The 17,548-nt window shown below is 65.6% G+C and carries 16 protein-coding genes and 1 pseudogene; 10 read left to right on the top strand and 7 right to left on the bottom strand.

Annotated elements, in window-relative coordinates:
* The first annotated feature begins 59 nt into the window (after positions 1-59).
* From glnA (JZY91_RS07755) to JZY91_RS07710, 9 genes and pseudogenes are all read left to right on the top strand, one after another.
* Positions 60-1,388: a type I glutamate--ammonia ligase gene (gene glnA / locus JZY91_RS07755; RefSeq protein ID WP_234947320.1), complete on the top strand. Its 1,329-nt coding sequence runs from the start codon at positions 60-62 to the stop codon at positions 1,386-1,388.
* On the top strand, positions 1,385-4,384 hold the full coding sequence (locus tag JZY91_RS07750) for a bifunctional [glutamine synthetase] adenylyltransferase/[glutamine synthetase]-adenylyl-L-tyrosine phosphorylase (protein ID WP_234947319.1): 3,000 nt from the start codon (positions 1,385-1,387) through the stop codon (positions 4,382-4,384). Before glnA (JZY91_RS07755) ends, JZY91_RS07750 begins: the two co-directional genes overlap by 4 nt.
* Positions 4,385-4,410: 26 nt before the next feature.
* Positions 4,411-4,554 (top strand): hypothetical protein, encoded by a 144-nt coding sequence (locus JZY91_RS07745; RefSeq protein WP_234947318.1) that lies wholly within the window; start codon positions 4,411-4,413, stop codon positions 4,552-4,554.
* 3 nt (positions 4,555-4,557) lie between these two features.
* On the top strand, positions 4,558-4,842 hold the full coding sequence (locus tag JZY91_RS07740) for a hypothetical protein (protein ID WP_234947316.1): 285 nt from the start codon (positions 4,558-4,560) through the stop codon (positions 4,840-4,842).
* Between the two features lie 58 nt (positions 4,843-4,900).
* Positions 4,901-6,364, top strand: coding sequence for a threonine synthase (gene thrC / locus JZY91_RS07735; RefSeq protein ID WP_234947314.1), 1,464 nt, complete (start codon positions 4,901-4,903; stop codon positions 6,362-6,364).
* A 34-nt stretch (positions 6,365-6,398) separates the two neighbouring features.
* Positions 6,399-6,569, top strand: coding sequence for a hypothetical protein (locus JZY91_RS07730; protein WP_234947312.1), 171 nt, complete (start codon positions 6,399-6,401; stop codon positions 6,567-6,569).
* Positions 6,570-6,578: 9 nt separating this feature from the next.
* On the top strand, positions 6,579-7,703 hold the full coding sequence (locus JZY91_RS07725) for a trypsin-like serine protease (RefSeq protein ID WP_234947310.1): 1,125 nt from the start codon (positions 6,579-6,581) through the stop codon (positions 7,701-7,703).
* Positions 7,704-8,617: 914 nt separating this feature from the next.
* A pseudogene (locus tag JZY91_RS07720) lies at positions 8,618-9,203 on the top strand (NUDIX domain-containing protein).
* Entirely contained in the window at positions 9,203-9,817 is a 615-nt protein-coding gene (locus JZY91_RS07710; protein ID WP_234947306.1) for a glycoside hydrolase family 25 protein, read from the top strand. Before JZY91_RS07720 ends, JZY91_RS07710 begins: the two are co-directional and overlap by 1 nt.
* A 39-nt stretch (positions 9,818-9,856) precedes the next feature.
* Here JZY91_RS07710 and JZY91_RS07705 read toward each other — a convergent pair whose 3' ends face one another.
* Together JZY91_RS07705 and JZY91_RS07700 are read right to left on the bottom strand one after the other, a co-directional pair.
* Entirely contained in the window at positions 9,857-10,231 is a 375-nt protein-coding gene (locus JZY91_RS07705; RefSeq protein WP_234947304.1) for a hypothetical protein, read from the bottom strand.
* Between the two features lie 402 nt (positions 10,232-10,633).
* Entirely contained in the window at positions 10,634-11,497 is an 864-nt protein-coding gene (locus JZY91_RS07700; RefSeq protein WP_234947302.1) for an endonuclease domain-containing protein, read from the bottom strand.
* Between the two features lie 172 nt (positions 11,498-11,669).
* Between JZY91_RS07700 and JZY91_RS07695 the strand changes: the two genes are divergently transcribed.
* Entirely contained in the window at positions 11,670-12,122 is a 453-nt protein-coding gene (locus JZY91_RS07695; protein WP_234947300.1) for a hypothetical protein, read from the top strand.
* Here the strand turns inward: JZY91_RS07695 and JZY91_RS11880 are convergent.
* From JZY91_RS11880 to glnA (JZY91_RS07670), 5 genes are all read right to left on the bottom strand, one after another.
* The gene (locus JZY91_RS11880; protein WP_370639288.1) at positions 12,099-12,332 is read right to left on the bottom strand and encodes a hypothetical protein; all 234 of its coding nucleotides are present in this window, start codon (positions 12,330-12,332) and stop codon (positions 12,099-12,101) included. The two genes, JZY91_RS07695 and JZY91_RS11880, sit on opposite strands and share 24 nt — an antisense overlap.
* 853 nt (positions 12,333-13,185) lie before the next feature.
* A complete protein-coding gene (locus tag JZY91_RS07685; protein WP_234947298.1) occupies positions 13,186-14,511 on the bottom strand; it encodes a hypothetical protein in 1,326 nt (441 codons plus the stop codon).
* 90 nt (positions 14,512-14,601) lie between these two features.
* Positions 14,602-15,129: a PIN domain-containing protein gene (locus tag JZY91_RS07680; protein ID WP_234947297.1), complete on the bottom strand. Its 528-nt coding sequence runs from the start codon at positions 15,127-15,129 to the stop codon at positions 14,602-14,604.
* Complete coding sequence (locus JZY91_RS07675; RefSeq protein ID WP_234947296.1) at positions 15,119-15,910, bottom strand: hypothetical protein; 792 nt, start codon at positions 15,908-15,910, stop codon at positions 15,119-15,121. Before JZY91_RS07675 ends, JZY91_RS07680 begins: the two co-directional genes overlap by 11 nt.
* A gap of 179 nt (positions 15,911-16,089) precedes the next feature.
* The gene (glnA, locus tag JZY91_RS07670; protein WP_234947295.1) at positions 16,090-17,526 is read right to left on the bottom strand and encodes a type I glutamate--ammonia ligase; all 1,437 of its coding nucleotides are present in this window, start codon (positions 17,524-17,526) and stop codon (positions 16,090-16,092) included.
* Positions 17,527-17,548: the final 22 nt, after the last annotated feature.

Below are 17,548 nucleotides of genomic sequence, written 5' to 3'. Positions count from 1 at the left end.
GGAGGGCGCCCCGACCGCACCGACCCACCGACCCGGCCACGGGCCTAAACTTGACCACCATGAGCTCTCAAACCGACAACGTCCTGCGGCTGGTGGAGCAGCAGGACATCGCCTTCATCCGCCTCTGGTTCACGGACATCTCCGGCAGCTTGAAAACGGTGATGATGGCGCCGACGGAGCTGGAGTCCGCCTTCGAGGAGGGCGTGGGCTTTGACGGCAGCTCCATTGAGGGCTTTAGCCGCATCTCTGAGTCGGACACGCTGCTTAGGCCGGACCCGTCGACGTACCAGCCGCTGCCGTTTGACGAGGACGCCGGCCTGCAAACAGCCCGCCTGTTCTGCGACATCACCATGCCGGACGGGGACCCGCTCTACGCGGACCCGCGCCACGTGCTGCGCCGCCAGATGAACGCGGCGCGCGAGATGGGCTTCGAGTTCTTTGCCAGCCCGGAGATTGAGTTCTACGTGGTCAACCAGGATGGGGAGGGGATCAAACCGTCCGACAAGGGCGGCTATTTTGACCAGGCGAAGCGGAATGAGGCTCCGAAGTTGCGTCGGCAAGCAATTTCAGCCCTGGAGTATATGGGAATCACCACCGAGTTCTCGCACCACGAGGCGAGCCCGGGCCAGCAGGAGATTGACCTGCGGCACACGGACGCGCTGACGATGGCGGACAACGTGGTCACGTTCCGCTACATCGTGAAGACCGTCGCGGAGGCGACGGGCGTGCACGCCACGTTCATGCCCAAGCCGTTTCCAAACCTGGACGGTTCCGCGATGCACACGCACTTTTCCCTCTTCGAGGGGGAGACGAACGCGTTCCACGACCCGGACGATGAGATCAGCCTGTCCAAGGTGGGTCGCCAGTTCATTGCCGGCATCATCGAGCACGCGCCAGAGATTTCCGCGGTGACCAACCAGTGGGTGAATTCCTACAAGCGCCTGCAGTTCGGATCGGAGGCGCCAACGGCCGCGACGTGGGGCATTTCCAACCGTTCCGCGATGGTGCGCGTGCCCACGTACCGCCTGCACAAGGCGGAATCGCGCCGCATTGAGGTGCGCTCGCTGGACTCCGCCTGCAACCCCTACCTCGCGTTCGCGGCCGTCCTGGCAGCGGGCCTGAAGGGCATCGAGGGCGGCTACGAGCTGGATGATCCCGCGCGCGACGATGTTTTCGCGCTCACCCGCCGCGAACGCCGCGCGATGGGCTACCGCGACCTGCCGAACTCCCTGGACCAGGCGCTGCGCCACCTGGAGCAGTCCGAATTCATGGCGGAGGTCTTGGGCGAGCAGGTCTTCGAGTTCTACCTGCGCTCCAAGTGGGACGAGTGGCACGAGTACACCAGCCAGGTCACGCCGTGGGAGATTGAGACGGGGCTGGACCTGTGACGGCCCGCGCCCTGCCCAGCCCCGCCAAGCTCGGCCTCACGTCCCCGCGCGCCGCGCAGGATTTGGAGGACCTCGGCTTCGACGATGAGGCCGTGTTGTGGACCCTCGCCGGTGCCGGCGACCCGGATCTCGCGCTGAACACCACGCACCGTTTCATGGAGGCTTCCGGTTCGCAGTGGACCAAGGTCAGGGCTTTGCTTTTCGACGATCCCTTGTACCGCACCCGCTTCTTCGCCCTCGCCGGCGGTTCCACGGCCTTGGCGGATCACTTGGTGGCGCACCCGGAGTTGTGGCGCGAGCTGCAGGAAGACATCCCCACTGCTGAAGAGGCCCTAGAAACCATGATGGCCGCGGTGGACGGCGGCAACGAGGCCCTGCGCAACGCCCACCGGACACTGGTGATGCGCGTGGCCGCGGCGGATCTGGCGGGGACGTACGCCGCGGTGAAGGGCCACGGCGAGGGCCCGACCTTGGGCTACACCGCGGTCACCGAGGCGCTGACCGCCATCGCGGACGCGGCGCTCACGGCAGCACTCGCCGTGGCCATGCAGCGTGTGTACGGGGAAGAGGAACCGGATGCGCAGCTGGCCGTGATCGCCATGGGCAAGTGCGGCGCGCGGGAGCTGAACTACATCTCCGACGTGGACGTGATCTTTGTGGCGGAGCCCGCCACGCCCAAGATCACCCGCGCCGCGGCCGAGTTCATGCGGATCGGCTCCGCCTGCTTCTTCGAAGTGGACGCGAACCTGCGCCCCGAGGGCAAGTCCGGCGCACTCGTACGCACGCTGGATAGCCACGTGGCGTACTACAAGCGCTGGGCCGAAACCTGGGAGTTCCAGGCCCTGCTGAAAGCCCGTCCGATGACGGGGGATATGGGGTTGGGTCAGGCGTACGTCGATAAGCTTGCGCCCCTGGTGTGGGAAGCCAGCCAGCGCGAGAGCTTCGTGGAGGACGTGCAGGCCATGCGCCGGCGCGTGCTGGACAATGTGCCGGAGGCGATGCGGGCGCGCGAGCTGAAGCTGGGTTACGGGGGTTTGCGCGACGTGGAGTTCGCGGTGCAGCTGCTGCAGCTGGTGCACGGGCGTATCGACGATACTTTGCGCACCCCCAACACCATCGACGCGCTGAAGGCGCTCACGGACGGCGGCTACGTCGGCCGCGAGGACGCAAAGCAGCTCACCGAGGCCTACGCATTCCTGCGGCTGTTGGAGCACCGCCTGCAGCTCCAGCGCTTCCGCCGCACCCACCAGCTGCCGGAGGATGAGGATGAGCGGCGCACGCGCTGGCTCGCCCGCGCGAGCGGCTTCACGCCCGGCCGCGAGACCGCGATCGAGCAGATGCACGCGCGGCTGAAGCAGATCCGCGACGCCGTGTCCACGCTGCACGAGCGCCTGTTCTACCGCCCGCTGCTCAACGCGGTGGTGGACCTCTCCGTGGGCGAAGCGACGCTGACCCCGGACGCCGCGAAGGCCCGCCTGGCCGCGCTGGGCTACCGCCACCCGGCCCGCGCCTACGACCACCTCACCGCCCTGGCCACCGGCACCTCCCGCAAGGCGAAACTGCAGGCCATCCTGCTGCCTACGCTGATGTACTGGCTCGCCGGCACCGCCGACCCCGGCGCGGGCCTGCTGAATTACCGCAAGCTCTCCGAGGCCGCGGAGGACAAGAGCTGGTTCCTGCGCATGCTCCGCGACGAAGGCGTGGTGGGCCAGCGCCTCATGAAAATCCTGGGTAACTCGCCGTACACCTCCGACTTGATCATCGCCGCGCCCGAGGTGGTGAAGCTTTTGGGCGACGGCTCCAATGGGCCAAGGCTTCTCGACGCCGCCCCGGACCAAGTGCACAAAGCCATCATCGCCGCGTCGAAGCGCTACCAGGACGACGCGGACAAGGCCGTCAGCGTCGCGCGGTCGCTTCGCCGCGCGGAGCTGGCCCGCATTGCCAGCGCGGACCTGCTGGGATTCATGGAGGTCCGCCAGGTCTGCGAGGAGCTGACCATCGTCTGGGAGGCCGTGCTGCAGGCCGGCCTGCTCGCGGAGATCCGCACCGACCTCGCTGCCCGCGGGGTGGATCAGGCTCCGGCCCGCATCGCGATCATCGGCATGGGCCGCCTCGGCGGCGCGGAGCTGGGCTACGGTTCCGACGCGGACGTGATGGTGGTGGCGGAGCCGGTCCGCGGGGAGGACGCGGGCGCCGAGGCCGCTGACCGCGAGGCCGAGGCCCTGGCCTGGGCCGCCCGCATCATCGACCAGATGCGCACCCGCCTCGCGAAGCCCTCCGGTGACCCGCCGCTCGAGGTGGACCTGGGCCTGCGCCCGGAGGGCCGCTCCGGCGCCGTCGTCCGCACCATCGCTTCCTACGAGCGCTACTACCGCGAATGGGGCGAGGTCTGGGAGAAACAGGCCCTGCAGCGCGCCACCACCGTCGCCGGCGACGAGCTGGTGGGCGAGGCATTCCTCCGCATGATCGACGCCTTCCGCTACCCGGAGCAGGGGGCTTCGCTTGCCGACGTTCGCGAGATCCGCCGCATCAAAGCCCGGGTGGACAATGAGCGGCTGCCGCGCGGCGCGGACCGCAGCGTGCACACCAAGTTGGGCCGCGGCGCGCTTGCCGACGTGGAGTGGACGGTGCAGCTGCTGACCATGATGCACGCCCACACCCAGGAGGGCCTGCACACCACCTCCACACTCGAAGCGCTGGATTTCCTCGCCGAGCTGGATGACCCGGCGATCCTGCCCGCCAGCCAGGCCGTTGTGCTGCGCGAGGCGTGGCTCACCGCCACCCGCGCCCGCAACGCCCTGGTGCTGGTCTCCGGCAAGCGCACCGACCAGCTGCCCGCGCCGGGCCCGCAGCTGGCGCAGGTGGCGGGATCCGCCGGCTACGACCCGGACAACCAGCAGGAGTTCCTGGAGGAATACCTGCGTGTGACCCGCCGCGCCCACCGCGTGGTGGAGGAGGTGTTCTGGGGCGAGGTGCCCTCGCTGGAGTACGAGTAGCCGGGGTTGGTGCTTACAATTTCTCCATGGACCAACCAGTGGACTCGAGGTACATTGCACAGCTCGAGGCCGAGGCCAGAGCTGTGAGGCGGGGCGAGTTGCAAACGATCAGTCTTGAAGATTTAGCGATCGAGCTTGGCCTTGAGGAAGCAAAACGCCATAAGCTCTAGACCATGGCTGTGCACATGACCATTGACCTGGCGGATGCCACGTTCGCTGACCTTGTTGCCCTGGTGGAGGCGGCACGCGTGGCCGGTGTGGAACGCTCCACGCCGGTGACGTTAGAGGATTCCACGTTGACCGTCGCCGTCGAACCGGCACCACAACCGGCACCGCGCCCGGCCGAGCGCCCCGCTGAATCGGACGCGGCGCACCGCCCGTTGCCACAGCTGGGCGACGCGGCGATTCGCTCCGTCGTGGACATCCTCACCGGCCGCCAAGAGCCACCCCGGCGATAACAACATCCCGGGGCGGTCTGGGAGCGGGGCGGCGACCGCACCCAGTAGAATCTCCGGCGTGGATTACATCTCGACGCGCGACCCGCACGCCACCCCGCGGACCTTCACCGACATCCTGCTTGCTGGCCTCAGCCCTGACGGCGGCCTGTACATGCCGGCGGTGTATCCGCAGATCACACCGGAGCTCTTGGATTCGTGGCGCGAGCTGCTCGCCGCCGAGGGCTACGCGGCGCTGGCGGCAGAGGTAGTCAAGCTGTTTGTGGATGACATTCCTCCTGTGATCGTCGAAAAGCTGACTACCCAGGCGTACACCACGGAGAAGTTCGCGTCCGAGGAGATTGTGCCCGTGACCGAGCTGGAGGAGGGGCTGTGGATCGCCCACCTCTCCGAGGGACCGACGGCCGCGTTCAAGGACATGGCGATGCAGCTGCTCGGCGAGCTGTTCGAGTTCGAGCTGGGCCGCCGCGGCGAGGAGATCAACATCCTGGGCGCGACCTCGGGCGATACCGGCTCCAGCGCCGAGTACGCGATGCGCGGGCGCGACAACATCCGCGTGTTCATGCTCACCCCGGGCGGGCGCATGACCCCGTTCCAGCAGGCGCAGATGTTCGGCCTGGATGACCCGAACATCTTCAACATCGCGCTGGACGGCGTGTTCGACGACTGCCAGGACGTGGTCAAGGAAGTCAGCGGAGACGCGGCGTTCAAGGCCAAGTACTCCATCGGCGCAGTGAACTCCATTAACTGGGCGCGCTTGCTGGCGCAGACTGTGTACTACATCTCCTCTTACATCAAGGTCACCGAGAGCAACGATGAGCGCGTGAGCTTCTGCGTGCCAACCGGCAATTTCGGCGACATTTGCGCAGGCCATATCGCCAAGCAGATGGGCCTGCCGATTGACCGACTGATCGTGGCGACGAATGAGAACGACGTGCTGCACGAGTTCTTCACCACCGGCGAGTACCGCCCCCGCTCCGCCGCGGAGACCCACGCCACCTCGTCCCCGTCCATGGACATTTCCAAGGCGTCCAACTTTGAGCGCTTTATTTTCGACGTCACCGGGCGCGACGCCAAGGTCACCGCAGACCTCTTTGGCACGAAGGTGAAAGAGGGCGGCTTCAACCTCGATGATTTCGGGGGCACCGTCGGCGGCGAGGACGCGCGCGAGCGCATCGCGGGCGAGTTCGGCTTCCTCTCCGGGAAGTCCACCCACGCGGACCGCGTGGCCACCATCAAGGAGACGCACGAGCGCAACGGCGTGCTGATTGACCCGCACACTGCCGACGGCGTCTTTGTCGCCCGTTCGGTAGCAGACGGCGTGGACACCCCGATTGTGGTACTGGAGACCGCGCTGCCGGTGAAGTTCGCGGACACGATCGTGGAGGCGCTGGGCGAGGCCCCGGAGATTCCGGAGCGCTTCGCCGGCATCATGGATGCGGAGCGCCACGTGGCCGACCTGCCGAACGACGCGGAGGCGGTCAAGGCGTTTATCGTGGATGCCATCGAGAACACTGACGTTTAGACACCGTCGTCTAAGACGCGTAAAGGAGAAACCCGTGGCACAGGAACAATTCGCCGGTCCGGAGCACTACACCGAGTTTGATCCGGAAAAGTTCATCCGAGACATGAAGATCCAGGCAGAAGAGGCGGCCAAGATGAACGACAACTTGGCTGAGACGCACCCGGAGACCGCCGTCGAGGACGCGGACGACAAAGCCGGGGAGTAGGGCGCGCGAGTGCCCTATCCCGACCACCCCGCCGCCGGGCAGCCTGAGGTTCCGCAAACTGGCGTTCAACACACTGGCGCAGGCCAACCCGGCGTGAACGGGGAGCGCGGCAATGCCGCGCGGAAGTACCAGACCGCTCACGGGCAACCGCTTCGGTTTCCGGAGCCGGTGGTGTACGTGCGGCCGTCGATAAGCATGAGCCCCCCGCCGCGGCGTGCGAACACCGTCGGGTGGGTGTTTGCCGTGTTCGCGGTGGCGGCGCTGGTGGCCACCGTGGTGTGGGTGGGTTTGACCACGTCGCAGGTGCCCACGCGCACGGTGGAGGAGCAGCAGGCACACGAGGCGGTGCAGACGCCGCAGGACGCGCCGCCCGCTGAAGATCCTGCCGCGCCGGCACCCCCGCCGAACGAGATCCTGGTGCCCGAGTTCGCGCTGTGGGCGCCCGGCACCAAGATCCAGAGCACGGACCACGTGCCGCAGCCGGGCGAAAGCTTCACCGCGCAGTCCTGCACCGTGGCGTTTTCTTTCTCCAACAGCCAAGGCCGGAACTTCGCCGTCACGGCCGGGCACTGCGGCAAGGAAGGGGACTGGGTGTGGCCCACCAACGCCACCTTTGCCGCGGACTACATCCAGGCCGCCGGGCGAGTGGTGTATTCCGGCCTGTACAGCCCGGGCAACGAAAACGTGGACGTGGGCATTGTGGAAATCACGGACCCGGACCGCACGATGGAGCTGGTGGGGGACCCGATTCCCACCGGCATCGGGCAAGAGGTGCCGCCGATCGGCCACATCTGCAAAACCGGCGGCACCACCGGTTACACCTGCGGTGAGTTCCTGGAGACGCAGCGCGTGCAGATCGTGAACACCGACTTTGACAATGAGCGCCCCACCTTCGGCGACATCGGTGCCGTGTGCGCCGCGCCGGGCGACTCCGGCGGACCCGTATTCACGCACGTCAACGGGCGGGCGGTGATCATCGGCATCGTGTCCGGCACGGAGGCCGGGCGTTCCGACGACGCCTGCTGGGAAGGCATGGAAGACCCCAAGCGCATGAGCTACTCCAACGTGGAGCAATTCATGGGTGTGGTGCGGCAGGTTGTGCCGGACGCGGCGTTTATCACGCAGACTTGGTGACAGCCCGCGGGACGGTGTCGCCCGTCGGGTCGCGCCACAGCCTCGTGCGCGAGGCCTCGGGATTTTCGTAGAACGCCGCCTCGGTCTCGCCGTAGGCAGCGAAACGCAGGCGCTTGATCCCGGCCGGGCGGATCTGGTCACTTCGGCCTCGATGGCGGAGCTGGAGTGCGTATCCATGATGATCATGGCCTCCGCGTCCTGCTCATCCGCCAGGGTTGCTAGTTGGGAGATGGTGGTTTCTGGGATCGTCGAAAAGCAAAAGCCGTAAAAGCTTAAGCGGAGGTTGTCCGCGGTCTTGAGGGTGAGCGCGTCGATGCAGTTCTGCTCCAGCAAGCGGGAGATGTGGCCGCTGAGCTCCGGCAGCTGCGTCTCCAAGTCGCCCGCGATGGTGCCGCGCATGAGCACGCCGGTGTCCCCGGCGGAAGTCTGAACGTCCGTGATCAGGTGCCGGCGGATGCTGGCCAGCACGTTCGCCTCATCCGCGGGCGGCGGGTTGAAAGGTTGGCGCGGCTCCGGCAGGGGAGGCTCGGCGGGGGCTCCGGCGGTGGCCGAAGGGGTGGTCTCGGGGTCGGCCGCTTCGGCTTCAGCCTCCGTCGTCGCCCTGCTGGCGGCCTCTAGGCGCTGCGAAGGTGTCTCGCCGCCGCGCTGCGCGTAGCTGGCCAGCATCGCGCCGGCCACAATCACTGCCACCACCAGCACGCCGTAGACGGTGATGAACACCGGCGCGGGCACCCGCTGGACCAGCGTGCGCTTTGCCGGCGCGGGCTCTGGGGTCGCGTCCGCCGGCGGGTCTGCCGGTGCGTCGGCGCGGGGAATTGCAGTGCTCATGATGGTTGGAAAGTGTAGTCGAACTAGAGTGGGAAGCCGTCTACGCTACGCACCGAAACCGTACTCATGCACCGAAAGGACGCGCAGTGGCAATCCCAGAGTTCATTGTGGAGACCCGCAAGAAGATCGGCACCGACCCGATGTGGGTGCCGTCCGTGTGCGCGGTGGTGCTGCGCGATTCCACGGACAATTCGGATTGGGCCGTGCCGGAGGTGCTCCTGGTCCAGCGCGCGGATAACGGCGAGTGGACGCCAGTGACCGGCATCGCGGACCCGGGCGAGGAGGCGCACGATGCCGCCGTGCGCGAGGTCCTCGAGGAGACCGGCATCCGCGCCACCCCCGCCGCCATCCTGGGCGTCGGTTCCGTCGGCCCCGTCACGCACAGCAACGGCGATGTGGCTAGCTACATGTCGGTGCAGCTGCGCCTCGAGCCGGAGGACCCGTCCGCGGAGCCGGTGGTTGGGGACGATGAATCCACCGCCGTCGGCTGGTTCCCCATCTCCCAGATGCCGGTGGGTGGTTGGGGACGATGAATCCACCGCCGTCGGCTGGTTCCCCATCTCCCAGATGCCGGTGAAGGACCCGAAGTGGCGCCTAGTCATCGGCGACGCCGCCGCGCAGCGCAAGCACCCTTCAGGCTTCAGCCCCCGCATGGGTTTTTCCAAGCGCTGATGCGCCTCGGCGTCGACCTCTCCGAGCACCAAGCCGGCTTCACCGCCTTCGCAGGGCTCGACTTCGCCGTCCTGCGCACCACCGACGGCACCTACCGCGACCACGCTTTTTCGCACTTGCTTGCCGACGCCCTCTCCGCCAACCTCCCCATCTCCACCTACCATTACCTCCGCGCGCCTTCCGAGGGCACCAGCGTAAAGGAGCAGGTCGACGCAGCGCTGGAGGTCCTGGGGTCCACGCGCGTGCCCATGTGGCTCGACGTCGAGTCCCCCGCAGGGCTTTCGCTTGACGACGTCCATTCCGCCCACCACCACTTCACCACCGCCGGCGTGGAGGTTGCTGGGGTGTACACCACCGCCGCGTATTGGCGTAGGCACATGTTGTTGGCCAACCCGGCCCAGTTCGGGGCGCTGTGGCTGGCGGCGTGGGGCGACAATCCGGTTGTGGAGGTTGGTGGGGGAGAGGGTGCCAGCGTGCTTGGTGGCGGGGACGTTCCGTCGATAAGCAAAAGCCCCTGGCCCCTCGGCATGCCGGCGCCCCTGATGTGGCAGTTCACCTCGCGCGGACGCGTGCCCGGCTGGGACGGCGAGGTGGATCTGAACGTGGCGCTGTAACGCGGGCCCTGGAGCGTGCCACGCGGGCTCTGTGGCGCGCTACTTCACCGTGATCGTGAAGGTGATAGCCTCGCCCGTCTTCGGGTCGACGATCTGCGCGCCGGTCGTGCCCTTGCCCACGGCGGTGAAACCAGGGTTGGACTTGGTCTCGCCTGCGGACGTGCCGGGGACGAACTTGGCCACGGCTTCGTCGTCCACGGAGCCTTCGGACCACCGCGCTGGGTCGTCCTCACCCACCGGGATGACCAGCGAGCGGTCCGGGTGCAGCGTGATCTCCGCGCCGTCCAGGTTGTCCGAGGTGACGAACTCCGGTGCCGGCAGCTCGCTCGACCCGCCCGCGCAGGCGGTGAGGCCGGTGGTGAGGGCGACCGCGCACGCGACGGCGCTGGCGGTGGTGGCCAAGCGTTTGATCATGAGGCTGATTGTAGTGCCGATGGCGCGCTTGGCTGGGCGGGCAGGCCAGCCCGCCTGGCCCGCCCGGCCTGCCAGCCTCCTGGCTCGCCAGCCTCCTGGCCCGCCGGCGCCCGGCAGCCGCCCGGCCCTTCCAGCCGGACAACCGCTTTTCCAGATGGTGAGACCCACTTGGTGAAGTAGGCCTCAAAATCGACGAGTTCACCAAGTGGGAGTTACCCAGTAGGTCTCTCCATGAAGGTCTCACCATCTGGAGGACCCAGGGGCCGGCTGGCGGAGGATAGAGAACCACGGGGGATCGGCCGACCCCGACTACAGAGGCCCAGCGCCCATGCCAAACCACCGCCCCGGCGCCCGAGCCAAACCAGCGCCTCCAGCACCTCCAGCGCGTCCAGCCCCCGCCCCCTAATCCCCTCGAATGCCCCAGCCGCCCTTGGGCACGGTCCGGACGGCGTAGTCGGCGACAAGCACCGGCCCACGCTGATCCGCGCGGGCTTTGGCGGCCAGCACGCGGGCGACGCAATCCTCCTCATTGCGCAGAATCTCCGAGGGGTGGATGCGGATCACCTCGTAACCCTGCTCGCGCAGCCAGTTGTCGCGCTTGTTCTGGCGCATGACCACGTCGTGGGGCTTGTCGGCGAACTTGGAGTAGCCGTCGATCTCAATGATCAGCTGGCCCCACAGCATGTCCGCCCGGTACGGCCCGATCCACCGCTGCAGCGTGACTTCGATGCCTTTCTCACGCAGAATCATCCGGAACAGACTCTCAAAGGCGGACTCGGACAGGGTTGTGGACAGCTCGAACGCCTCGCGCGCTGCCGCGATGTGCTGCTTCCCCTCCATGCGTTTCAGTGCCTTCGTCACAGACTCCGAGATCGCGAGCTTATTGGCCTCGGTCTCGTCGCGGAACAGGCTGTCGAACGCCACCACCCCGTCGCGTTGCGTGTGAAACCGCGCCACGTCGATGGCCGTGCGCGCCCCGCGCGTGTACCTGAGCTCGCCGTGCTTTCCCGCGGTCACAATGTCCCCGGCCGGGACCGGCACCCGCCGGCACACAATCCCCTCCGGCCAGCTGCTCTTCGCGGGCGGTTTACCACTCGGCAGCGCTAGCTCCACCACCTCATCCTTGTGCTCCAGCACCCACATCCCCGCTATGCGCGCCGCGGACCGCCCGACCAGCACCGCCTTATGGGTAATCGCGGATGCCGCATAGCACCGCAAGAACTCGCGCTCGTGTGGCTTGAGCGTGGTCCAAACTGCCGTCGGCACGTAGTGCAGCGCAGACGCTCACATTCCACCTGCGCATTCACTGCACGCCCAACAATTTTCTCCAGCAAGAGCTCCCGCCCCAAATTTTCCCCCATAACTCCCGCAACCTAGCACCGCCGGGGCACTCTTGCTTATCGACGCTCCCTCCAACCCACCCCCTACACTGGGCCACGTGGAAGCGAATTTGTACAGGCAGAGTTTGAACGGGCCGATCCGCTGGATTGCGGTGGCTGCGGCGTTGCTCATCTGGGGGTCGATGCTTCCGCTAGCCATGAAGCCGGGCTGGGGCGGTACGGCGGCGTTCGTGATCGTCGGTCTGATCTTGGCGGCGCTGCTGAGCATGCGCGCGTCCATCCTCGTGGGCCCGGAGGACGTGACCATATCGGTGATGGGGATGACCGAGACCATCGAGTACTCGCAAATCAAGACCGTTGAGGTCGGTCCCGCGACCGGCGCGAAGGAAGGTGCCGGCGCTCGGTTTCTCAAGGGGCCGAACGGGATGGGCTATATCGTCGGCGGGCCGACGGTGCGCATCACAACCCGGACGACGGATTACTTAGTGTCCGCCCAGCGCCCCGACGAAGTGGTGCGGGACATCACATCACGTATGGCGACGGCCCGCTAGCCACCAGCTGACAAACCGGGAGGAGCACAGCGCCCAGTGCACCACCAGCAGCACTGGAATACTCAGCGCCACCACGTCCAGCCAGTGCGAATCGCTGACAATGGCGACTTGGTGGCCGCCCATACTGACGGTGCCCGGCGGGAAGGTGCAGGACCACCACGCGGGGGAGTACTCCACCCACCGCGCAACGTTGGGGTAGAAGGTGATCATGGCGTAGATGGCCAGCGGAATGGCGATGACCAGCATCACGCGCCCGTACACCACGGACGCGGTGCCGGGGGGGGTAGAAGGTGATCATGGCGTAGATGGCCAGCGGAATGGCGATGACCAGCATCACGCGCCCGTACACCACGGACGCGGTGCCGGGGTAGAGCACCTGCAAAGCGGTCGTCGATTGGCCCACAACGCCCAGCGGCACCCACGCCGTCGCGGACTTCGCGCCGGACAAGTCCACCTTGCCCTGCCACGCGGCCCAGTAGACGCGCACGAAGATCGGCACCGCAGTGGCCAGGGACATCACAAACAGCACCGTGCCCAGCACGTGGTAGAGCTGCCCGTATTCCCGCGCGCAAAACCCGGCCACTGACGCTGAAATCATCGGCCCGACCAGGGGGAGTCCCCAGGTGAACTTGGGGGAGCCGTCGAAACGCTTCAGCTGCACCGCCCACGTGACCACCGTCGGGGGAGCGCCGAGCCAAAACCCGACCAACCGGAAGATGCCGTTGCCGGTGAGGCCGGAGAGCGCGGCACCGAGCGCGAGGATGCCGATGAAGAACATCGACCATTCCGCCATCGTCGTTTGCTTAAACTCCGGATGGCGGTAGCGCACGAACCCGTCGGTGAGCACGACAAGGATCACGCCCGCGATGGCGGCGAAGATCGCGGAGGCAACGTAGAGGCCTTCCTCGACCAGCAGGCGCGCGACAATCGACGTACCCATAAGACTGCCGCCCCACGCCGGACCTGGCGGGGGCAGCTGGCGAAATTTATCAGTCACCCGACTGATGGTAATCCCATTCGGTGCAGGGCGGCTCGCCGGACCACCCTACGCTGGGGCGTGACACTACTTTGCGTCGGAGCCGCCGGTGTTCGGCTTCTGCTGGTTCCACGCCGTGGAGCCGGACTGGTTCGGGGCATCATTGCTTGCCGACGACTGCGTCCCAGCGCCATTGCTCACATTCGCACGAGTCTGGTTGATCTTGGCGTCGAACTTGTCCTTGCCCAGCACGATCAGGGCAATGGACACGCCGAGCGTGACCAGGGAGATCAGCAGCCAGAACCACCATGCTGCGCCGAGGCTGAAACCTTCCTGCTTGACCTGGACAGCGAGGACGATGACCTCGATAAGCTGGATCGCACCAGCTGCCGCGCCGAGCATTGCAGCCGGCTTCCACTTCTTGGTCACCGCGAAGTAGGTCGCCGCGCCGTACAGCGCGAGGATGAGCAGGGCAACAAAGATCATCCAGCCGCCGCCGGCCTCCTCGTTGAGTTCTTCGATGTAGCCCTGGGTGAAGAAGTTATCCGCGTAGCGGCCGTAGCCGGAGTGGGTGAGGCTGACGTTGCCCCACCAGTTGATCTTGAGGCCGATCGAACCGACGCCGTCAATGCTGCCCTTGTAGCTGGCCAGGCCGAGGAAGCTGAACAGGAAGGTCAGCAGGAGCTGGAAGGCGTAAAACAGGCCGAGCCAGTCCGGCAGCTTGACGTTCACCTTCGGCATGTTGAAGGACTGCTTCTGGTTCGGAGCCTGCTGCGGCTGGCCCCACTGCTGCTGGTTGGGCTGGTTCCACTGCTGCTGCGGGTTGCCCTGCGGCTGACCCCACTGCTGCTGCGGGTTCGGCTGGCCCTGCGGCTGACCCCACTGCTGCTGGTTCGGCTGACCCCACTGCTGCTGGTTCGGCTGGCCCTGCGGCTGACCCCACTGCTGCTGGTTCGGCTGGCCCTCCGGCTGACCCCACTGCTGCTGACCACCTTGTGGCTGGCCGCCCCACTGCTGCTGGTTCGGCTGACCCCACTGCTGCTGCTGCGGGTTGCCTTGCGCCTGGCCCCACTGCTGAGGCTGGCCTTGCTGCTGACCCCACTGCGGCTGACCACCCTGCGGCTGGCTCCACGGCTGCTGGTTGTCCTGCGGCTGGGAACCCCACTGCGGCTGGCTGGACTGGTCAGACTGTGGCTGACCCCACTGCTGGGACTGCTGCGAGGTGGAACCGCCGGTCGCAGTGCTCGGAGAGTCGGTCGTGCTGGCATCGCTCTTGGGGGCAGAGTTCAGATCCTCGGAGCTCACATCACCAGAGCCGGTATCGGCCGGGGACGGCGTGGACGGGGTCTCCGGAGTATCCGGGGAGAGGGGGTTTTCGGTGTGATCGTCACGTGGAGAGTTGGGAGTTGACATGGCAGACCTTAGAAACTCGCTGGCAAAGACATGTCAAACTCTACTTAAGATTGGAGACCTTCTCTCGTCCAAGCGTGGTCAACGCTTTCGCTAGTCAGGCAATCCAGCGTCTCCGCCAGGTTCATCGGGCATAACGAATCCCTTTTCTTCTCCGGGGAAGAATGAAAGCTCGGGAGGAAGGCCGATCTCGATCTCTGGAATTGATTCTGAGCGCTTTATAAGAAGACGATCGTTGGTAAACAGGTGCTTGCAGCCTGACTCGACCGCGCAAGCCAAGACCGTCGCATCGGGTGGCTTGATGAGGAGGTTTGTGCAGTAGTCGCGGGCGCGGAGCATAACCCGTCGGTTCACTTCCATCCACAAGACGTTGGCGTTATCGAAAAAGTACCGCGCCGCTTGAATTTCCTCAGTATTAATAGGGCCCGCATTAGCTCCTTGACGCATCCCGTTGCCACCAACAGCCTCGATGCCCACCAGCGTTGACAGAACTATCTCGTAACCGTCGTATCCAAGCACGGCCTCTGTTCGGTCGTTGAGACTCTCGTCTTCGTCGAGGAATAGGCTAATGAAGAGACATGAGTCAATGGCAACGCGGACGGGCTTTTCCCTATGAGCCATAGGCGCTCGACTCCTCTGAGCGAAGTTCGCGCATGATGTCGTGCGTTGTCACACCTTCATCCTTCAACCGCCTCCAGATGCCGCGGCCGGAGGCGAGAGCCGGCTTCGCCGAAACTGCATCTACGCTTTTGGCTTCGATTTCCTCTGGTGAGTTGGTCTCAGGATGCCGCTTCAGAAGTCCCGAGATTTCGACGACATTCCTGAGGTTCCTACGGATGGATGCATCGAGGTCTTCGCCAAAAGTCACACGAACGTCCTCATTGGTCAATGCGTCTCGCAACCGTGCGCTGAGACCTTTTGCGCTGTCTTGATAGCTATAGAGCTTGCCCACCACTGATCCGATTGAAATGGGGGTCTTTCTCATCGCTTCCTGAATGGATTCCATGAGAACCGAGTCGAGTTGGGATGAACGGTTGTTAGTCCGCCCCACGATCTCAGCCGATTCAACGCCACTTCGGCTGGAGAGCTTGGTCAGTTCACGCAACAGGTCTGCTTGCTTAGATGACCAGTTTGCTGGCAGCACTTGGTTTGCACGGATCATTTCGATGGCGTGGAGAATAGACTCCTCGGCTTCTGGTGGAGCCGCCACGCCGGTCACAGTGCTGCCCGTTCGGAGTGATGCCATTTTGACCGGGGCCCCGCTGGGATCGAAACTACCCACGAGCTTTCTCAGAAGTTCGATCCCATCAGCGACAGTTTTGGCGTCGATCGCCTCCAGCTCGCCATTGAGCTTGAGCTCTATGGCATTGCGCGCTTCTTTGTTCGGGCTGCGGTCCTTCATGGTCACCTCCTACGAGTGTTTCGCTTTCTTTCCTGGAGTCTATCCGCGAATAGGGAGGGCCGAGATGATCGGCGGGAGCAATGAACCCCGAGCATCCTGTGCACTGGACGGAAACTCGGGGTTCGAAGTTCTGGGTTGTGTGACCGGGGCTCCGATGTCCCAGCGTCCGGTCACAACCCCTAGCAGTCGAAGTACAGCTCGAACTCCAGCGGCGTCGGGCGCAGGCGGGCCGGTGCGATCTCGCCCTCAACCTTCAGGCGCACGTACGCCTCGAGCAGGTCCTCGGTGAAGACGTCACCTTCGGTGAGGAAGTCGTGGTCCTCCTCCAGCGCGGCCAGGGAAGCCTCGAGGGACGTCGGGGCCTGCGGAATTTCCTTGGCCTCCTCCGGCGGGAGCTCGTAGAGGTCCTTGTCCACCGGGGCGTGCGGCTCGATGCGGTTCTTCACGCCGTCCAGGCCGGCCATCATCATGGCGGCGAAGCCGAAGTACGGGTTGCCGGACGGGTCCGGTGCGCGGAACTCAATGCGCTTGGCCTTCGGGTTCGCGCCGGTGATCGGGATGCGGATCGCGGCGGAGCGGTTGCGCTGGGAGTACACCAGGTTGATCGGGGCCTCGAAGCCCGGCACCAGGCGGTGGTAGGAGTTCAGCGTCGGGTTGGTGAACGCCAGCACGGCGCCGGCGTGCTCCAGGATGCCGCCGATGTACCAGCGGGCGATGTCGGAGAGGCCGCCGTAGCCGGACTCGTCGTAAAACAGCGGCTCCCCGTCCTTCCACAGGGACTGGTGGGCGTGCATGCCGGAGCCGTTGTCGCCGGCCAGCGGCTTCGGCATGAACGTCGCCGTCTTGCCAAACTGGGTGGCGGTGTTCTTCACAATGTATTTGAAGTCCTGCAGGTCATCCGCAGCGTGCAGCAGGGTGTTGAAGCGGTAGTTGATCTCCTGCTGGCCGCCGTTGCCCACCTCGCGGTGGAAGCGCTCGATATCGAAGCCGGACTGGGCAAGGTTGCGCACCATCGCGTCGCGCACCTCAACGGTCTTGTCGTACGGCGGGACGGGGAAGTAGCCGCCCTTCCAGCGGTTCTTGTAGCCCAGGTTCGGGCCGCCGTTCGGCTCCACCTCGTTGCCGCGGTTCCACCAGCCTTCCTCGGCGTCGATCTCGTAGAACGCGTGGTTGCCCTCCACCTCGTAGCGGATGGAGTCGAAGAGGTAGAACTCCGCCTCCGCGCCAAAGAAGCAGGTGTCCGCGATGCCGGTGGAAGCCAGGTACTCCTCCGCCTTGCGGGCCACGTTGCGCGGATCGCGGGAGAAAGCCTCGTGCGTGAACGGGTCGTTGACAAAGAACTTCACGTTCAGCGTCTTGGTGGAGCGGAACAGGTCCAGCTTGGCGGTGGCCAGGTCCGGCATGAGGATCATGTCGGACTCTTCAATCGTCGTAAAGCCGCGGATCGAAGATCCGTCGAAAGCAAGGCCCTCCTCCATCATGTCCTCGTCGAACATGGATGCGGGGATGGAGAAGTGGTGCTCATTACCCGGGACATCCGTAAAGCGGACATCCACAAACTCCACCCCCTCGTCGGCGATGAATTTCTTGGCTTCCTCAATATTGCTGAAGGCCATTGCTCGCTCCTTTGGGTCTATG

This window comes from Corynebacterium sp. CNCTC7651 (assembly GCF_021496665.1).
Lineage (GTDB): Bacteria > Actinomycetota > Actinomycetes > Mycobacteriales > Mycobacteriaceae > Corynebacterium.
The sequence above is the reverse complement of the archived record's forward strand: the minus strand, read 5'-3'. Positions and strand labels throughout refer to the sequence as shown.